26 protein-coding genes are annotated in these 17,266 nt (G+C 40.0%); 11 read left to right on the top strand and 15 right to left on the bottom strand.

What is annotated here, in order from left to right:
• Positions 1-1,093: 1,093 nt before the first annotated feature.
• The 9 genes from K6958_RS21055 to K6958_RS21015 all read left to right on the top strand — a co-directional run bounded on the left by K6958_RS21055 (position 1,094) and on the right by K6958_RS21015 (position 6,438).
• Positions 1,094-1,342, top strand: coding sequence for a hypothetical protein (locus K6958_RS21055; RefSeq protein WP_000570802.1), 249 nt, complete (start codon positions 1,094-1,096; stop codon positions 1,340-1,342).
• A 19-nt stretch (positions 1,343-1,361) separates the two neighbouring features.
• Positions 1,362-2,414: a TrbL/VirB6 family protein gene (locus K6958_RS21050; RefSeq protein ID WP_000394663.1), complete on the top strand. Its 1,053-nt coding sequence runs from the start codon at positions 1,362-1,364 to the stop codon at positions 2,412-2,414.
• A 112-nt stretch (positions 2,415-2,526) separates the two neighbouring features.
• Positions 2,527-3,108 (top strand): hypothetical protein, encoded by a 582-nt coding sequence (locus K6958_RS21045; RefSeq protein ID WP_000785684.1) that lies wholly within the window; start codon positions 2,527-2,529, stop codon positions 3,106-3,108.
• Between the two features lie 97 nt (positions 3,109-3,205).
• The gene (locus K6958_RS21040) at positions 3,206-3,463 is read left to right on the top strand and encodes a DUF1190 domain-containing protein (RefSeq protein WP_001045458.1); all 258 of its coding nucleotides are present in this window, start codon (positions 3,206-3,208) and stop codon (positions 3,461-3,463) included.
• Between the two features lie 226 nt (positions 3,464-3,689).
• Positions 3,690-3,845 (top strand): hypothetical protein, encoded by a 156-nt coding sequence (locus K6958_RS21035; RefSeq protein ID WP_001015890.1) that lies wholly within the window; start codon positions 3,690-3,692, stop codon positions 3,843-3,845.
• Positions 3,846-3,964: 119 nt separating this feature from the next.
• The gene (locus K6958_RS21030; RefSeq protein WP_225396203.1) at positions 3,965-4,270 is read left to right on the top strand and encodes a hypothetical protein; all 306 of its coding nucleotides are present in this window, start codon (positions 3,965-3,967) and stop codon (positions 4,268-4,270) included.
• Between the two features lie 137 nt (positions 4,271-4,407).
• Positions 4,408-5,388, top strand: a complete 981-nt coding sequence (locus K6958_RS21025; RefSeq protein ID WP_000246370.1) for a ParB/RepB/Spo0J family partition protein — start codon at positions 4,408-4,410, stop codon at positions 5,386-5,388.
• Positions 5,389-5,431: 43 nt separating this feature from the next.
• A complete protein-coding gene (locus K6958_RS21020; RefSeq protein ID WP_249894832.1) occupies positions 5,432-6,130 on the top strand; it encodes a hypothetical protein in 699 nt (232 codons plus the stop codon).
• Positions 6,131-6,183: 53 nt separating this feature from the next.
• The gene (locus K6958_RS21015; protein WP_000666097.1) at positions 6,184-6,438 is read left to right on the top strand and encodes a hypothetical protein; all 255 of its coding nucleotides are present in this window, start codon (positions 6,184-6,186) and stop codon (positions 6,436-6,438) included.
• 34 nt (positions 6,439-6,472) lie between these two features.
• Here the strand turns inward: K6958_RS21015 and K6958_RS21010 are convergent, their stop codons facing one another.
• The 4 genes from K6958_RS21010 to K6958_RS20995 are packed head-to-tail and all read right to left on the bottom strand — an operon-like array spanning position 6,473 to position 8,692.
• Positions 6,473-6,826, bottom strand: coding sequence for a hypothetical protein (locus K6958_RS21010; RefSeq protein WP_000041077.1), 354 nt, complete (start codon positions 6,824-6,826; stop codon positions 6,473-6,475).
• 32 nt (positions 6,827-6,858) lie between these two features.
• On the bottom strand, positions 6,859-7,416 hold the full coding sequence (locus K6958_RS21005) for a hypothetical protein (RefSeq protein WP_006882065.1): 558 nt from the start codon (positions 7,414-7,416) through the stop codon (positions 6,859-6,861).
• A 47-nt stretch (positions 7,417-7,463) separates the two neighbouring features.
• Complete coding sequence (locus K6958_RS21000) at positions 7,464-8,276, bottom strand: P-loop NTPase family protein (protein WP_001051253.1); 813 nt, start codon at positions 8,274-8,276, stop codon at positions 7,464-7,466.
• Positions 8,277-8,278: 2 nt separating this feature from the next.
• Complete coding sequence (locus tag K6958_RS20995; RefSeq protein WP_000213542.1) at positions 8,279-8,692, bottom strand: hypothetical protein; 414 nt, start codon at positions 8,690-8,692, stop codon at positions 8,279-8,281.
• Positions 8,693-9,048: 356 nt separating this feature from the next.
• Here K6958_RS20995 and K6958_RS20990 point away from each other — a divergent pair, with 356 nt between their 5' ends.
• Together K6958_RS20990 and K6958_RS20985 are read left to right on the top strand one after the other, a co-directional pair.
• Complete coding sequence (locus K6958_RS20990) at positions 9,049-9,438, top strand: ribbon-helix-helix domain-containing protein (RefSeq protein ID WP_032347976.1); 390 nt, start codon at positions 9,049-9,051, stop codon at positions 9,436-9,438.
• A complete protein-coding gene (locus tag K6958_RS20985; protein ID WP_001018984.1) occupies positions 9,419-13,024 on the top strand; it encodes an LPD7 domain-containing protein in 3,606 nt (1,201 codons plus the stop codon). Before K6958_RS20990 ends, K6958_RS20985 begins: the two co-directional genes overlap by 20 nt.
• A 306-nt stretch (positions 13,025-13,330) precedes the next feature.
• Here K6958_RS20985 and K6958_RS20980 read toward each other — a convergent pair whose 3' ends face one another.
• The 11 genes from K6958_RS20980 to K6958_RS20930 form a co-directional block, all read right to left on the bottom strand.
• The gene (locus K6958_RS20980) at positions 13,331-13,543 is read right to left on the bottom strand and encodes a hypothetical protein (protein ID WP_014710729.1); all 213 of its coding nucleotides are present in this window, start codon (positions 13,541-13,543) and stop codon (positions 13,331-13,333) included.
• Between the two features lie 100 nt (positions 13,544-13,643).
• Positions 13,644-13,781 (bottom strand): hypothetical protein, encoded by a 138-nt coding sequence (locus K6958_RS20975; protein WP_153594529.1) that lies wholly within the window; start codon positions 13,779-13,781, stop codon positions 13,644-13,646.
• Between the two features lie 3 nt (positions 13,782-13,784).
• A complete protein-coding gene (locus tag K6958_RS20970) occupies positions 13,785-13,946 on the bottom strand; it encodes a hypothetical protein (protein WP_001148153.1) in 162 nt (53 codons plus the stop codon).
• 435 nt (positions 13,947-14,381) lie between these two features.
• Entirely contained in the window at positions 14,382-14,627 is a 246-nt protein-coding gene (locus tag K6958_RS20965) for a hypothetical protein (protein WP_014710728.1), read from the bottom strand.
• 42 nt (positions 14,628-14,669) lie between these two features.
• Positions 14,670-15,080, bottom strand: coding sequence for a hypothetical protein (locus tag K6958_RS20960; RefSeq protein ID WP_000644385.1), 411 nt, complete (start codon positions 15,078-15,080; stop codon positions 14,670-14,672).
• A gap of 18 nt (positions 15,081-15,098) precedes the next feature.
• Positions 15,099-15,302 (bottom strand): Hha/YmoA family nucleoid-associated regulatory protein, encoded by a 204-nt coding sequence (locus tag K6958_RS20955; protein ID WP_000359323.1) that lies wholly within the window; start codon positions 15,300-15,302, stop codon positions 15,099-15,101.
• Positions 15,303-15,710 (bottom strand): hypothetical protein, encoded by a 408-nt coding sequence (locus tag K6958_RS20950; RefSeq protein WP_001056909.1) that lies wholly within the window; start codon positions 15,708-15,710, stop codon positions 15,303-15,305. It lies immediately after the preceding gene.
• The gene (locus tag K6958_RS20945; protein ID WP_000787016.1) at positions 15,707-16,150 is read right to left on the bottom strand and encodes a hypothetical protein; all 444 of its coding nucleotides are present in this window, start codon (positions 16,148-16,150) and stop codon (positions 15,707-15,709) included. The genes K6958_RS20950 and K6958_RS20945 overlap by 4 nt, the downstream gene beginning before the upstream one ends.
• 54 nt (positions 16,151-16,204) lie before the next feature.
• Positions 16,205-16,498, bottom strand: coding sequence for a hypothetical protein (locus tag K6958_RS20940; RefSeq protein WP_032347973.1), 294 nt, complete (start codon positions 16,496-16,498; stop codon positions 16,205-16,207).
• Positions 16,499-16,539: 41 nt separating this feature from the next.
• The gene (locus tag K6958_RS20935) at positions 16,540-16,827 is read right to left on the bottom strand and encodes a hypothetical protein (RefSeq protein WP_000777020.1); all 288 of its coding nucleotides are present in this window, start codon (positions 16,825-16,827) and stop codon (positions 16,540-16,542) included.
• Between the two features lie 125 nt (positions 16,828-16,952).
• Positions 16,953-17,261: a hypothetical protein gene (locus K6958_RS20930; RefSeq protein WP_000429446.1), complete on the bottom strand. Its 309-nt coding sequence runs from the start codon at positions 17,259-17,261 to the stop codon at positions 16,953-16,955.
• Between the last annotated feature and the right edge of the window lie 5 nt (positions 17,262-17,266).

Below are 17,266 nucleotides of genomic sequence, written 5' to 3'. Positions count from 1 at the left end.
GCTTCACCCCCTCCCTACTGGCCTAAAGATTTTGAGAGTAAAACACAATCAGGTACAAATTACAAATGCTGTACCTTATTGTGTTTGCCAGATCTCAACCCGCCATTTTACAAAGCAACCATAAAGCCTTCAAAATTACTGAATGTGATTTATCACGGAGCGGTAATGCTAAGTAACTGTTTTTAATGAAAATTAGTAGAACGTCGATGAGCTGGCCAGCTGCGGCAGCGTGAATCTCACGCGCCTGAATACGTCAAAAATTTTGGCCTATTTTTTAGCATCCTGAAAAGTTATCAACAGGATATAAAACAAAGCGTTACGAATGCACTTATCCACAGAAAATCTGTACCGCATCATTGGTAAAGATGTACCGCGATAACGTAAAATCTGTACCGCGCTTTTGGTAAAACTGTACCTGATTAGATTCTTTCAGATTGGTAAAGATGTACCGCTATGTTGGTTAAAATGTACCGCGTGGTTGGTTAAAACGTACCGCGTGGTTGGTAAAGATGTACCTGATTAACAATGTAAGTTATTGACCAGCCTGATTTTTAATAGCGTAAAAGGAAAGGAAGAAGAAAGATCTTACATAGATCGAGTGTTTGATCTTGAAAAAAGAAATATTTGAAATATGGAAATAATACAACGATCGCTAATCGCGTTCGTTGATATTCACATAATCTGTTTTCTTTTTAATCACATCCAACGATACATTCAACGTAGCCTTACTGATTGCTTTTCGTGCCATATGGCACTATGATTTAAAACCAGTTCTGCCAGTACATGATCATAAAGCTGCCGAGGCTATCAAAGCTCATGGATAAGCCGCTACGCTGTTTTTGATGGTTAGGCAGGGGATTGGGTTAGCGCGGTGCCGATAACGCGATACAGAGCGTTACAGGAGGCCGTTTAGAGTGTCAGGGAAGGTATAAAAAAAAGCCGCCTGGCAATTTCCCCAGACGGCTAGATAAATGCCAAATACGAAGGGGGTATTATGGCGATCAAAAGTATAGATCGATTCCCGGTCAGAGTGGAATCAAAATTATACGTTTTTTCAGAAACTTAACTTAGTTGCAGGAGTCTTTTAACACACATGATTGAAAAGTCGAAGCTTTTACAAACCTATCCTACGGCGGCTGAGGTAAAGGCTGCACGTGAGAGTACCGGCCTTTCAACGGATGAAATCGCTAATCTCTTTGGCCTTTCAGACGGTAGCGCATGGAGAAAAAAAGAAATCCAAAAACAGGGAAGTAAAAATACAAGGCTACTTAAGCCTATGGAATTTGAAATGCTTCTGCTTATCGCAGGAACGCATCCAAATCTAAAAATTACAGATAAATAAATGTTGTGAAGGGGGTAGTATGGAATTTAAAAATTATATTAAATATATTTTTCCTTTAGGATTGCTGATACCCAGCGTTGCCAACGCAGCCGCTGATTTTGAATTGCCTGTTAATATGCTCACTGATATGTATAAGGAGTTAACGCAATTTATATCAAGTAATCTAAGCTCGTATATCGGTGATATTAATGAAATCTTCCTTCCAATAATGGGGGCTGCTTTTGGCCTTTATTTTGTCTGGAAGTGGGGGTTAGTTCATTATAAGGGTGATCCTAATGCGATTCAGGATATGCTTATCAACGGCTTAAAGTTAGTCGTTATCATGTCTGGCCTTGTCGGTAGTGCATGGTATATAGGTAAGGTTGTTCCGTTCGTGATGGACGCAGGTGATGAAATAGCATCCAGGCTAATCGGCTCAACGGGTACTTTTTCAGCGCTTGAAACCGTCATTCAACAAATTAACGCGAACGGTAAGCGTATTCTTGAAGCAACAAATGAATTAAGTTTATGGGATTCTGATATTTCAACAATCCTAGCTGCAACTATGGCATTAATTCTTTTTTACGCAGGGGGTACAGCATTTGTTATCTATGCCGCCGCAACAATGCTTATTGCTAAATTTATGGTAGGTCTACTTCTTATTGTCGGGCCACTTTATTTAATGATGGCTATGTATGAACAAACTGTTACTTTCACAAAACAATGGATAGGCCAAGCATTTAACTATATCCTGCTTAATGTTTTTGTAACGCTGACTATTCATATTCTTATTGAATTTATGAGCAACCAATTCCCTGTAGGCGCTGAAATAGGTTTAGGCGGTGCTCTTTATGCCCTGATCGCGTTTTTAATGGGCGTTTTTATCATCGGTCAGATACCGTCGTTCGTGAGTACCATCACTGGCGGTAATGGTATCAGTGGGATTACTGGCGCTACTAACGCCGCAGGGGGCATGATGTTTAATACTGCGTCAGGTGTTGGGGGTATGGCTGGAAGGTCTTTAGGTAAAGGCGTTGGCAAACTAGCACAAGCAGGTATGGGTAAATTGCGTGGCGGTGTGAAAGCTGGCTGATTAAAGCAGCCAACCAGGATAAAACTGGTTGGCTGTATTAAATGACAAAATGATATAAAATTTAGCTAAGTTCCTTAACGTGTCTTTGCGGGAAAAAATGTAAGGGGGGGGTATGGCTGATTCAACGTATGATGCAGATAAAGAAGCCTACACTTATAATCATTTTGATATAAAGATTCAGTTAGCAAAAGTTGTTAAAGTTGTTCAGGATGTTAGAGATACAGGCGCGGCATTATTTGACCGCGCCTTAGATTGGTATTCAGAAGAAGATCAAGTAAAGGTATTAGATACTGTCACGTCAAATACCAAAGCTCTATCAAAGGTTGATGGTTTATGTAATTACCTTTGCCAACATTTAGAAAATGAATCTCTGTATGCTCATGATCCCAAAATGGACAGATTCAACAGCATGAGTACCAATGAGATTATCGACTATTATAAAAAAGTTACGAACGATTTAGAGAAACAAGTGAAAACTCTTGAGGGTATGACGATAATCACCCATCCATCACTTGAAAAAGAAAAACCTTTAATGGCGTTCGTAATGGATGATGTAAAACTTTACTCGTCTGCAATTTATAATTCTCTTGATGATATAGAACGGGCGCGAGACTTAAACCATGTTCGAACAGCCATAGCGAGAGGTGAGGAAGTACAGCCACGGCATATAGGGGCTATTATCCCGCGAAAGTAGCTAGATCAGGGCGATAGTGGCGGCGCTCTGATTGACAGTTAGCCACATAACATATAGCGTCACTGGCGGGACGATAAGAAAATTTTTAGGGGGTATTATGAATAAGGTTACTTTAGTTGCTCTGCTGGTATCTGCGTTTATGCTTTCTGGTTGTGATGATAAACAAGAAAAAATTGATTTCTATATGAAAGCTGAAAATGCAGGTGCTTATCATAAAGGCTTAGCGCTTTGTAAAACAGGTTCCAGCGAAGCAAAAGATTGTGATGCAATCTATGAAGTTCAGGGTATGAAGGAAAAAGATAAGGCCGCTGATAAAAAAGAGAACTTCAAAAAAGAATTCAGCTTTGATCATTGATCCTAAATTATTTATAAACCCGTCAGACATGGCGGGTTTTTTTAAAGTCAAAACAGGCTTAGCAGTGAAGGAGTTGCTTTTAGATTTTTCTCCCCCTCCCCTCCCCCATCGCATTTAATATATCAGCATATAAAAACAAACTTTATATTTACTATAATTATCTTGCCATTAGTGCCATTTGGCACTATACTATATTTAGTTAGTTAACTGGAGCGAGGATAAACTAATGAATCACTTAGAGCAGTATTTGAATCGTATTTTTTCTTACAGCAATAAGCCATTAACGCCAGCGCAATTAAAAGAAACAGTAGAGGTAGCAGCAAGGAAAGATAATCTAACAGCAGAGGATGTGCAAAGAAGTATTAAAAACAACATTAAGTAATTTATATCCCTGCTAGGCAGGGATTTTTTATATTTAATATAAAATACCATTGCTAAAAGTGCCATATGGCACTATAATTACTTTGTTCTCAGGTAAACATGAATAGCAAAGGTGATTTTATGAATATCGTTACTAAAACAACTCAGAATTACGCTAAAGCTCGCCAGTTAATTTTAGACTCTGATTTTTGCGATGAAAATAAACAACCATTTATTTGGGTATGCGTTGATGATGACAGCAGCGAACCAATGTTTAGCCTGTTTGCTAATGACGATGGATCTTTTTCTTATAAAGGCAACATCTGGCTCAGTGATGCAACCCGTGAGGAAATCCCCGCCTTTATCCGTGATGAAAAACATCTTCGCTCAGTTCTGGCGTTCGTGGCTCAGGACATGAAACCGCAGATAGCTGAATGTTTCAGCTAACCCGCCCCCTGACCTGCTTCGGCAGGTTTTTTTATATTTAATATAAATAGTAGTTGCAAAAGTGCCATATGGCACTATAATAGTATGTATAGAAAGCAGTTAGACAATCACACGGTTACTTAATGAAGGGGTTGAAAATGGCTACTACCAATATTGATAGCTTGAGCAAATTACGCAGCGTTGCTGAAAAAGGCGTTATCAAGCGCGCAGATAGTTACAAAGTGCTTTATTCCGAACTTAACATTAAGCCTGGTCATAACGTGCGCGGCATTTATCTTTCACAGGATGAATACTGGAACAGCGAGGAAGTTAAGGATTACATCAAGGGGCTTGCTTACAGCTATGCGCACAACATCAAAGTACCAGCTCTCTCAGTAATCGTGGAGGACGGAAAAATTTGGGTAAATAACGGTGAACACCGTTACCGTGCTATCGCCCTGGCTAAAGAGCTTTTTGGTGTGGATATTGAGTATGTTGATGTTGTTGAAGATGATGATCAGCTTACCTCTAACTCCGCGCGTAACCATACCCCGATTGAAATGGCCGTGCTGTACGAACGCTATAACACCGATAAAGGGCTGTCCGTTCAGGAGATCGCGGAACGTGCTGGTAAATCTGTACCGCATGTTTATAAGTACCTCACAGCAGTAAGAAAATGGCCTTCGGATCTGCTTGCTAAAGTACAAAGTGGTGAGTTGTCTTTCACGGCAGCACAAACCCTTTATGAAGAAACGCGCCGCAAGAAACCCGATGCGCCAGAAAATGTATCAGGTACAGATTTACCAAATGATGATAATGGTGAATCAGGTACAGTTTTACCAAAGGAAAACGACCAAAATTCACCCGATAACAACGTTCAGGACGTTACGAATGCTGCTCCAGCGGCTAGCAGTGGTGGTGAATCAGGTACAGATTTACCAAAAGGTGGCACTGATAAAGGGGCTACCAAGTCAAAGAAAAGCATCACAAAATCAATCTCTGACAGCCTTGTGAATCTCATTTTTGGGTTCGAGGCCGTTGAAACTGATAGTGGTTATCAGCTTAATCTCACCAAAGATCAGTACGAGGCAATCATTGCCCTGCAAAAAGAGATAGAAGCGGAAATTAAAGGTAAGTAAGGATAAAGGGGGCTTAAGCCCCCTCTTTCGTCTGGAGGCGGGTATGAATAACAATGATTATCTTAAAAGGTTCAGAGGCATGATTGACGTTCAGAACAGGAAGAACACAATCACCGGCGCTCTCGTTCTTGTTGGTATCATGGCGGTGTTGATGCCTGGGGCTATCTTTTGGTTTGTAAAAAGTGACTACGTAACTTATCCGTTACTTACTTACTTAGGGCTTTTTACCGTTGGCGCAGCCGCCGTAAAGAGATACAGCAAATCACGGTTAAGCCGGATGCACCTGGATAGCCGCGATCTCAGCCTTATTATTGATGCCGATCACCCGATTGCTCAAGATGTAATCATGCGTACCAGAGAAACAGGAAATTTTACCTACGCAGACCTAAATCAAATACTGGCAGGATACGAACGCCTTTCTGCGGCCTCAGAGTATGCAATAAGGGGCGTAAACAAAAAGCTTAGGGTTAACACTGCGAATAATGGAAAATTGCTTAGAATCGCTGCTAGGCCGCTAAAGCACATATCATTAAATATGCTGGTATTCGTTATCATACTGGCTCAGTTAGGCGTTGCGGCTGGCATTTTGCCGACACTGCACGAAGTTTTTACAGGCCAACCGTTACCAAAGCTTTCTTTGAATTTGAGTATCAGAGAAATAGTGACGCAGATAGCTATACCCAGGGGGATCACTATCGGTGTTTTGTACTTTGTGCGGCTATTAATAACTAAGCGTTACTAAAATTGTATTGTACAATACAATCTCTATTTTTAAAGCTACAGGTAGTAAATAATATGAAAGAGTATTTTGCTTCTAAAACAGTTGATGTTACACAAAGCCTAAGTGATTTTGGCCTGAAATTAGGGGATGATGGTAAACTGGTTCGTCTTGATGGAAGTCGCATCAAAACGAACGCAGCATTTAAAGAGTGGATTTATAAACTTAAAGCTGGCGAGCGTTTACCAAGAGGGCGCTATTTTAAAAATAAACGCCCAGGAAAACCGCTAATGATTCAGGATGAATTTCATTCATTATTTTCTTCTAAATAAAAAGCCCCGTAAGGGGCATTATATCTAATATAAATTACTTCTTCCCAAACCACTCTCTTTGTATTAACCCTACAACACCCTTTCTGTAAGTTTTAATAAAATCCTGTTTTGCGGTTTCATCTTCCATAATTGATTTCCAGCGCGAAGAATATTCAGCTACGAATCCCATTACAGAAAATATTTCATCTAGTCTGATTTTGATAATTTCACTAGATGTTTTAAATTCCCCATTTTTTTTGTAATAGTCGGCTTCAATAAGAATATCCATTTCTTTTACAGTTAACTCGTTCTTATCTCCGATCTCAGTAGCTGCTTGCAGCGTTTTAGCGCCACGCTGCGGAGTATTCCCAAAATCAGCTAGGTCTAAATTATCAGTAAGTTTGCTCATGAAGTACCTCTTAAGCCTGTAAAGGAAACATTTTACCTAACAAGGAATCCATAGTAAAAGGCCGCCAGTACGACCGCCACAGCGAACGCAGAGGCGATGAAGCTTACACCAAAAACTTTGGCGTAACTGATACTTTCACTTTTACTGGCGCTTCCATCGACTTTAATTGATTTTAAGCGGTTTTCAGTTGATTGAGCATAATCACGCACATTTTCCTGAAAACCTTTAAGTTCGCTTTTAAGATGTTGCTCAACTTGATTATCTACTTTATCGACCAGGTTAAGAAAGTTTTCCGCACGTTCATTAAGCTGATCGCTTACACGAACAGGAAACGAGTTTAAAGCCGTTTCAAGAGTGTTAAAACGATTGTTAATACGTTCTGATAACTGCGTGTCATAGATGCTTAGCAAAACATCCTGACCGAGTAATATAGCGATAAGGGGATCATCGTCAGTAATTTTTATCCCTTTTTCGATATACATATGTTTGAGCTTAGTTATCAACTCCTGATCTTTTTCAGTGCGATTTGATTGTTTGAGAAGTCCATCAGGAATCTCAACACTTGTTAATCTTTTTCCATCTTCACTCATAACGCCCCCTATAAATAAAGCCTGATATAATCAGGCTTATTTAAAAATTAAGCTGTATAGATTTCATCTAACTGATCATAAACGGCCTTATATACTTTGTTGAGGCGCGTTTTTTGCATAATATTAAACTCACTGCTTTGTTTTGCTTCTTCAAGCGTCAGATTTTTAGATGTAAGCGCCTTAAGGTCTGCGGTAAAAGCATCGCTCTTGCGATCTTCTATAACGACAACCCCACCGAGGCTATCAGCAAAATTTTCAAAGAACGGCGTTTCAATTAATGGAGTGCTAACCCCTTTTACATCTACAATCGGAGTTCCTTTTAACTCATTAATCCAGGCGACAACTTTAACATTTGTACCCTTAACCATTTCACAAAGGGATTTAAAGCCATTAAGCGTATCAGGCAGTTCCTGACCTGCCATAATGATTGTATGAAGGAATACAGGACGACCCAGCGACGAGAAGAAATCAACCAGATCGTTATCATAGAAATATTGCATCAAAGGAACGTAAGTTGAAGCTCCCGTATCGAGAACAAAGGTAATATCTTCATTTGCCACGAAGCTTTCAATAACCTGATCAAAATTAGACTGGAGAATAGTATTATTTTCCATGATTTTGATAAACTCAGGATTGAGCGCTTTGATTCGGAAAGTAGAAGCATTAACCGGATCTGAATCACTTGTGCTTGTAGCGATGCGCTTATAATGAAGGAAATACTGGCTCAGAGTTTGAGCAACATAAGATTTACCGACACCACCTTTACCCGTCATGACAACGTTAATGCTGTTTGTGATAAATGCCGCTACTGGATGCAGTTTAGCATCAGCATTAGTTTCTTTTGCAACTTCTTTAGCCATTGTTATTTCCCCTTCAATAATTCATCTAAACTAGGATTTGGATTCTGCTCAAACTTCGGAGCATCACTATTCATCTTTTTGAAAAGTTTTACGCCTTTAGGTAGTTCTGCCCCACCTGAATTTTGCGGAGTAGTAACTACTGGACGTGGATTCTGATATTCACCCCCATCACTGCTAAGCGGGTTTTTTCTTTTCTTCGCCCTGGCTCTGGATAGCAGAGTAACGAAAGATTGGTATGTAACTACCAGATTATAGGGTTCAGATGTCAGACTTTTATAAATCAATTCACGCGAACATCCTTTATGTATCAGCTCATCAATTTCATCTATCAACTGACTTATGATAACGCTGTTACTTCTAGCAAAGGGCGTATCGCTGAATGATTTAAATGTTAATAAACCTTTACTTGTTGTCATGTTTTCACCCTTGAGCTAACCAGTACCTAATATACACAATCATAAACTATACGCAAGCCTTTTTTGTTTGCTTTGTGTTTGCCTTGTGTTTGCAGGTTGTTTGCTATCAGTTCACCACCACTGCTTTTCTGTTTGCTGATTGTTTGTATAGTGTTTGCTTGATGTTTTTCTGGTGTCCGTCTATTGTTTACCTGAAAAGGTCAAGGGAAACACCGAGGCACGTTAGCGATGTATACACTAGGTTTCACCTAGTATATAATCGCCGTGCCAAAGGGGGAAATCCCCTTTGAATCCCCTGATGCCGCCTAGTTCTACGAACAAGGCTAACAGCGCCAGAACAGGAGCCTCTACGAGTCATGCAAAAGAACGAAACCAAAAAAAACAAAAGCACCGTAGTATTGAGCCTCAGAGTTCCTGAATCTGAAGCTGCTATGTATGATGCAATGTGTAAAGATGCGAACCTAAGCCGCTCTGAACTTCTTCGCGCCATTATCAAAACAAAAACAAATGGCGGCGGCGTTGTTATTAACGCCCCGCAAAAGAAAGTAAAAAACCCTGATTACAGTAAACTCATTTTTTATTATAACAAAGCCAGCAATAATATTAACCAGATAGCTAAAAAAATTAATTCCGCTTTTGCGGCTAAAATAATCAGTGAAGAAGCTATGTTATCAGGTATTAAAGTTTTACAAGGTATTGAAAAGTTATTAGAAATGGGGCTTGAAAATGGCAATCGTAAGGGTTAGAGGTGGTAATGCTGGAATAGCTGAATATCTGCGTGAAGGGCAGAAACAAGGCCGTGCCTTTAATCGTGACGAACTGGATATGAGAGTTTGTCTTGAGGGGAATTTGGCACTTACAGAAAATATTATCAACGCCATTCCTGATAAGAACCAGGACAGATATTTACATATCACTATTAGCTTTCGTGAAAACGAAGTGCCTGTAGAAACTCTTGAGCAAGTTGTGAAAGAGTATAAATCAATGTTCCTTGCAGCGTATAAAGATGATGAAGTGAACTTTTACGCCGAAGCTCACTTACCTAAAATCAAGAGCATTACAGACAGGACTACAGGCGAGGAAAAAGAACGTAAGCCACACGTACATATTGTTATTCCTAAACAAAACCTTCTTACTGGCGGCGCGTTAGATCCGGTTGGACTTTATAAACATCATGAACGGTATCATGATGCCATTCAGGAAAAATTGAACCAGAAATTTAACCTTGAAAGTCCAAAAGATTTTGTGCGTGTGACTGATGATAATCAGGCACAGATTTTATCTAGGGTAAAAGCCGATACCTTTAAAGGATTCAGAACTGACATTAAAAAAGAGGTTTTTGCAATTATTAATGACAAAGAGATCAGGAGCTATGATGCGTTCATTAATGAGTTGCAAAATAAATATAGCGAAGTAAGGATTCGCAATAAAGGAACGTCTAATGAGTATTTGGCTATCAAGACCAGTGCAGAATCAAATTATATTAACTTAAAATCTCCGCTCTTTCAGCGGCAGTATATTGAAGAACGACGGTTAGAGAAACCTAAGCTTTCATTGAAACAGGTAGATAAACTGGTTGATGAATGGCAAAACCGTGTCAGTAAAGAAATTAAATATATCAATAAAGCATCAAAGAAAGTCCAACATTCTTACCGTGCCGCCAGTGCCGAAGAAAAGCGTGAAATTATATTAAATAGAGAAAGGGGTTTGTATGAGCATACTGAAAGTTCTGGACGACGAGCCAATAGAGAAAAAAGCAATAAAGAGCCAGGTAATCAAAACCGTGGACATAAGCATATTGCCAACACTACCTTTGGCTTGCCAGAAGTGCTACCACGCGAACTGGTTTCTGACCTCGACGGATATGAACACTCAGGACGAGAGCGGGAGTATAACAGCAGCCAAGCCAAACAAAGCAGCGTGCTTTTGCGAGAAGTTCAGATCAATAGTGTGGCAGACGGGCGGCAGCAAGAATATGAACATAACGGATTGCGATGGAGCGCACGAGATCCCCGTAGAGTAGAAAGCGTAACAGGTTCAATAGCTACAGCGCATATTGAAAAGAAAACCGTTGCTACTGAAAGCGAACTGGCGGAGTTCAAAAATATTCGCCAGTTACTTTCTGGTCAGCACTTGCTTAATCGCCTGTCAAACACTCACGGTATTGATACAAATCAGTACACCGTTAAAAAAGCTAAAGATGGTTCGGACAGGATTAGCGCAGGTAAATTAAATCTGAATGTTTCAGATTTTCTTACTAAAGAAATGAAATTCACATGGAATGAGGCAAAATCTTATCTTCGTCAGTCGTATGACGAGCAACTTAACAATGAAATGGCTAAGGCCAAGATAAAACTTCCTAAAGAAGCATGGCAAGAATTTAATCAGAATTATCGTCCTGAATATTTCGGAAAAATTAAAGAGTTAAGAAAGGAACTAAACTATAATTGTAAGGTTATGCGTTATGAAACCAAACAATCATACTTCAAGGAACGTGCTGAAATATTCAGTAGGAAAATGACTTATGCAGAGAGAAAAGCGGCTCTTTCAGTCGCCGTTTTTAACAAATTAAGGCATGATAAGGAGGTTAGGCAGTATCAGTATGTTCAAAGGAATCTACTATCTCGTTTCGAAAAAGTAGAAACCGAGTTTTTAATCTCAAATTACATTCAGAATAGAGAAGGGGGTAACAATATGGGACGTTTATCAGACGTGATTGGTGGTGCTGCTGAAAAAAATGCTTTCAGCCCGTTTGAACCTGAATATGGCATTAATCTTAAGCGTCATTATAACGAGATTAATCAAAATGAAGAATTTAATGAGCGGCAGAAAAAACGCCTCGCATTAAATGATTTAACACCATCTAAACAGGATAATGGTGATGTTAAATATAAAACTTCATTGTTAGGCACTGCGTTTATAGATAAGGGGGATAAGATAGAGTTCCCGACGCTGATTAGCGATAAAGATAAAATTGCGTTAGGTCTTGAACTTGCCGCAGAAAAGTACAAAGGGAAAATTCAGCTTACAGGTATGCCAGGCTTCAAGGAAAAGGCTATCGAAATAGCAGCCGAGCGCGGGCTTGAGGTTGAGTTCAGACCTAAAAAATATCAGGAGCGCTTTGAAGAACTCAAACAGCAGTTCGCCCAGGAGCGAGCAGAACGTAGCGGCGCAACTCAGGAACAGGCCAACAGCAGCGGCGCAACGTCCAGCAAGCCGCAGCAGGAACGAGAGGCGCAGTCAGAGCTTACGTTAACCGGCTTTAAGGCAAGGGATCTACCTTACAATGAGCTTTCAAGAGATAGCGTAAGAGAGCTTGCTGTTACGCTTTCAGAAAGAAATATCTCTTTCAAAGAGCTTGCGGAGAATGCCAAAACATCCCCCGATAAGAGTGTTGGTGAGCTTATCGAGCAGATCGCAACTAAACCTGAATTGTCGCGTTCGGCTACTGGTCTTGAGCTTCATGTAACAACCATGTATGACCAGGAAAGCAACAGGACTAAAATTCTTGTTAATGACCTTCCTATGGATATTTACATTCAAACGGCCTCTGAAATCGCCCAGACCGATCCTGACGTTATCAGAATGCCATTGCTTGCTAATGAGGAACTTAGCCAGTTCACACCGCAGCAGCTTGAACAAGGTTATGCAGAAGGAGAGGTTAGTATTCCGGCTGTAACCATTAACGAAAATGGGCGTAGCGTCAATAAGGATATTCGTGTTGAGTTTGAAGCGATGGAAAATGACTCAACCGCCTATCGCGTAATAGTCAATGGACAACCAATGAAAGAGATCCACAAACCGGAGCAGGGCGGCAACATCGAGCAGTATGAAAAAGAAATGGCGGTTGTATCCAGTATAAAAAAAGCACTGGAGGAAAAAGGCATATCTACCATGAGCTATTTCAGCGATGCTCACAACTCGCCAACTGCTCAGGTTGACCGCGATATTCGTAAAGCTGAAATGGAACTTTCTAAGGAATTGATACGCCATGATCAGTACGTGAAATCAGGTAACTCAGAGACAGCCAGAGAGCATAAGGCCGAAGTGCTGGACTATCTTAAGGATAAAATCGCAACGGCTAAAGAAGCGCGTGAAAATGTGCTTGAGGCGTTCGCTAAGAACGGCAGCAGTAGTGAACAGGCGAAAGCTAAAGAAATGGTTATCGTGGCTTCTAAGCTGCCTAAAGACTTCCTTTTAGGCGGGGATGGTAAAGCGTATAACGATGCGTTTACGCCTAAACCTTTCCAGGCATCAACCCCGCAACGGGAAAAGCATACGCAAGACCAAGCCAAACCATCACAACAGCCCAAAATATCCTTTGATCGTTAACCATGATAACCCGCCCTTAGAGGCGGGTTTTTTGTGTCGCAGGGCAGGGAGGTAATTTATGCTCAAAATTACTGAATGTGTGTTAACGCGGGGCGGGAATGCTAAGTGCCTGCTTTTAAAGAAAACGCACTGAACGCCGGCGAGCTGGCCAGCTGCGACCGCGTGAGCCTCACGCGCCTGATTCCGTCAATTATTTTGGTGTATTATCCGCTCCTCAGCCGCGCTGTTCGTTCCTCGCTTCGCTGCGGTACGCCTCAGCACGGCTTGCGGTGCGGTTCGACTAAAAAAAAAAGGCCGCATTGCGGCCTATCTATCGTATCGCACCAGTTCATCAGGTTTTGACAGGAAACCTTGAATTTGTTGTTCGTGCATCGATGGATCGTAATTTTCATCAGGCGGGTAATACATATCAGCAATAAACCATTCTTCCTGGTTCAGTTCTTCCTTGCTAACATCACACGCTCTATCTAGCCAATCCCAACGCCCTTTTTTGTTAAAAATAACCTTCCCATGCGGCATACCAACCCCCTTATAGTTCCTTTCAGATATTTATAATTACAACATACTACAACATATAGCAAAAAGGGCTTCGTAAGAAGCCCTTTATATTTAATATAATTCAGTATTCCGATAACCAACCCCCTCGCTTGTTAACGGTTTTAGCCATTCTCGCTTTCTTTACGTTCTGGCGGCAGCGTTTTTTATCTTCTGATTTAATTGCTATTACATCACGATCAAAAAATGATTTAGTTTTCATATTTTACACCTTCTGATTTGGTTGACGATTAGCGGCTTTTAAATCAAGACGCAGAGAAGCAAGATAAAAGTTATAAGCAATGTCGTTTTTCGCACCTGCCTGGACTAAGCTATTAAATCGCTGGCTGGTTTCCTGAATAATTTTACGTTGAGATTTAGCTTGCATGTATTCACCTCAAAAGTGCCGTATGGAACTAATGATTAGTATAGTGCCGTATGGCACTATTGCAAGCTTTTTTTGTTTGCTCTTTGTTTGCTTTGTGTTTGCAATGAGTTTTCTATGTGTTTGCATAGAGTTTGCCCCTAGTCATATCTTTATCCGTCAGGGGCATGGCATACCGAGAGCTTATAGATAACTTCAATCGTATAGGGGCTGGAGATCCAAAATTTCAATTGGTAAGGAAGGGTGAGAAATAGGATAATTTCAATGTCGGAAACGGCAACCCTCCTTAAATTGAAAGGTCAGTAAGATGATCATCGAACTAATCAAAAACCTACCTCAAATCATCCTCGCTATTGCCACTCTTATCACTGCCGTAACGCAGCTTGTGAAGGTGCTTAAAAGCAAAAAGAAATAAAATAAAAGCCCCTTCGGGGGCTTTTATTTTTGATCTGCACTTTTGTTTTTGATATAAAGCAATAATTTTTCAATAAATGAAGAACCATTAGCCGCAACACAAACTATTAAGACAATGCCCAAAACACACTTTAATATGATCATTGCTGTAGATAGATAAGCCATATTTATAATGCCTGGCAATGAAAGAATAAAGACACAAAAAACAGTCAAGAAATAGAAAAAACTTCTTTTGACATCACCTAATGTTACTTTATTGTCATTTGACATACAGACCTCATTTTTTTATTTAAACATTCCCAAATGTGGGATTTATTTCTGATAAAGCGATACTTTTTCACCTATAGCTATAAGCGTATTTAAATCATAGGTTCGACTTCTTAAAACCGTTTCCTCTTTGAGATCCCCGCAAACCTTATAATTAATCTGAATGTATAACCCCCTCGCTCCTCCAAACTCATCTTTAGCATTTACTAATTTTCCATAATATTTACATCTTGCATCCTGTAAACTAATAATATCGCCTGTTGAGGCTAAAACTGGTTCGGCAACCATAGATAAATTGATAGTGTCATTTTTATTAACTGATGAAGGAGAGGGAGAGTTAAAATACAAATAGGCTAAATAAGTTGACATAGATAAAAAAAATAAAAATACAAGCCCCCCAAATAAAGTAAGCATACTCAACTTTGAGCCTTCTACTTTTGCGTTTATAGCTTTCATTATACTTTCCTCATGTTCTTATTTAACAAATTTCCAAGCCGATTTAGGAACTTTATCAAAAATCTGGTGACAGGCTAACTCTGCGCGTCTATGGTCTGCGGCAGCCTGAAAAGCGTTGTAATCTTCCTTGCTTACTTTTGGCTCCATGTGTTCAACTACTTTTTCAAGCGTTTCATCATTATTAGAACGGCGAAATTTAAGCAAATATCCTAACTTATCCATTTAATCATTTTTCCAGTAAGTTATACCATCATCACATTTATAAGCTGTTTGATCTGATGTTGAATTTGTAAAAACTCCGGTTGCCGCTTGTCCGTTTGTTGTAACACCTATACCAGTTTCAAGGGAAGTAGAGCCATCTTTTTTTGCTACGATTTGGCAATGCTCACTAGCCCACTTTTTCCATTCTTCTTTTTTTAGCTCAGTCTCACCAGAAGAATATAAAATAGCGTAAGAGACAAGAACTATAGCCGCTACACATAACACCCAATACCACAGGTCTGGATCTCTATAACACATCCAAACTATCAAAATGACGACAATTGAAACACATGCTATCCCTAATGGTTCATGCAAATAGGCTATAAATAAATTTAAATACCTTTCCATTGGATTAATATTCATATTCATTCGCCCTCTGTATCAAACACGCCTAACACCGGATAGATTTCTTGCGGTACTCGACCAGTAATTACAAGAAACTTACGCCAGATCCCGTAAGGAATAGGTTTCTCACCGTTCCTGTACTCTCTGATGCGTCGGCTTGCACCGTTTGAATGAATGCCTAACAAAGCGGCAAGGCTACTATCAGAACCATATTCAGGAATGGTAGATTTAAACTGTTCAAACCACGCATTAACCAGTTTGTGTGGTGGTACTATCCAGCCTTGTTCTACTGTCAAAAAATAACGTTCATCCAGAGTTGAATAATCAACCGCTTTTGCTTTAGGGTAGGGCGCAGCCGCAGCATTCGATTGCAAAGCTAGGATTGATTGCTCGATCCCCTTTTTGAAGATCTCCATACGCTGCATATTCAACGATGGAAGTGTAATTTTGATTTCATTTTTCATATATGACCTTTCAAAACCCGTCTTTCAGCGAAAAAGATAAAAAGAAATTTATATTTAATATAAGCCAAGTATTTTAAATAACCATCCGATAGCGACGAATAAAAGAATCGATATAAAACCGATTCGGAAAACAATAGCTGTTGTTGTACCAGCTAACATATTCAAGAAGCCACCATAAACAAGCAGAACGCAGGCGACAACATAAATAAGAATATCGGGAAGCTTGAAGCCAACTTCTAGCGTTGCTAACATCCATTGACTACTTACAACCATAAATGCAGCAAAAACGTATAAGAGCCAATTATTACGTACTAAATAGCCGTTCTCATTTTCTTTTGATTTATTCATTTATACCCCCTTATAAGAAGGGGGGTAATCCCCCCCTTTCTTTAGCGCGGTTCCAGGACGATGTTTTTAACGTCAGAAACCTTGATGTTAACCAGGCTAAGCGATCCCGTTGCTACTGGTTCCCATACCTTTGATTGGTGCAGGTGAAGGAAGCAGTAATAAAGGTAACGTGAAAGCACCAGATCCGGCCTTGTTACCTTAACTCCTATGCTTTCAGGGTTGAAAGTGTAGGAGGGTTCGCCAACGGTTTTTAAAGAGCCTCGACGAACTATCCAAAAATCAGCATCAGGGAAATTCGTCTTAATGGTTGCAACATCAGAAAGTTTCATTCGTTTCCTTAGAGGGCTTAGCCTTCTCGGAACGAGTGGCTTTCTGTCGCCCCCGCAGGAACTATATTAGGCGTTTTGCGCCTAATATGCAAGAGTATTTATTATTTTTTGTACGCATTAACCTTTTAAGGCCAAAATGGATCTTTAAAAAAGTCGGAAATAAGCAGCAAACTTTTATTATCAAGCACCTTAGCCGCATGTACGAAATCAAAAGAAGCATTAAGTATGTTGTAACTATATTTTTCATCTTTCCCTAACCATACACGCGCAAAGAAAACAGCCATTATGTATTCTCCGCTACTCAACACAGTTAGGGCGTGTTTAAACGCCTCTAAGCGTATCTCCCGACTTTCCCAATCCCAAAGGCTGTACAGGGTAGGGTACTTGCTTACAAGCTCTCTAAACCGCTCCTGATTAATACTTAGGTTTTCCATAGCTA

Origin of the sequence: Mixta hanseatica, assembly GCF_023517775.1 — a bacterium.
Taxonomy (GTDB): domain Bacteria; phylum Pseudomonadota; class Gammaproteobacteria; order Enterobacterales; family Enterobacteriaceae; genus Mixta; species Mixta hanseatica.
This window is presented reverse-complemented; position numbering and strand designations above follow the sequence as displayed.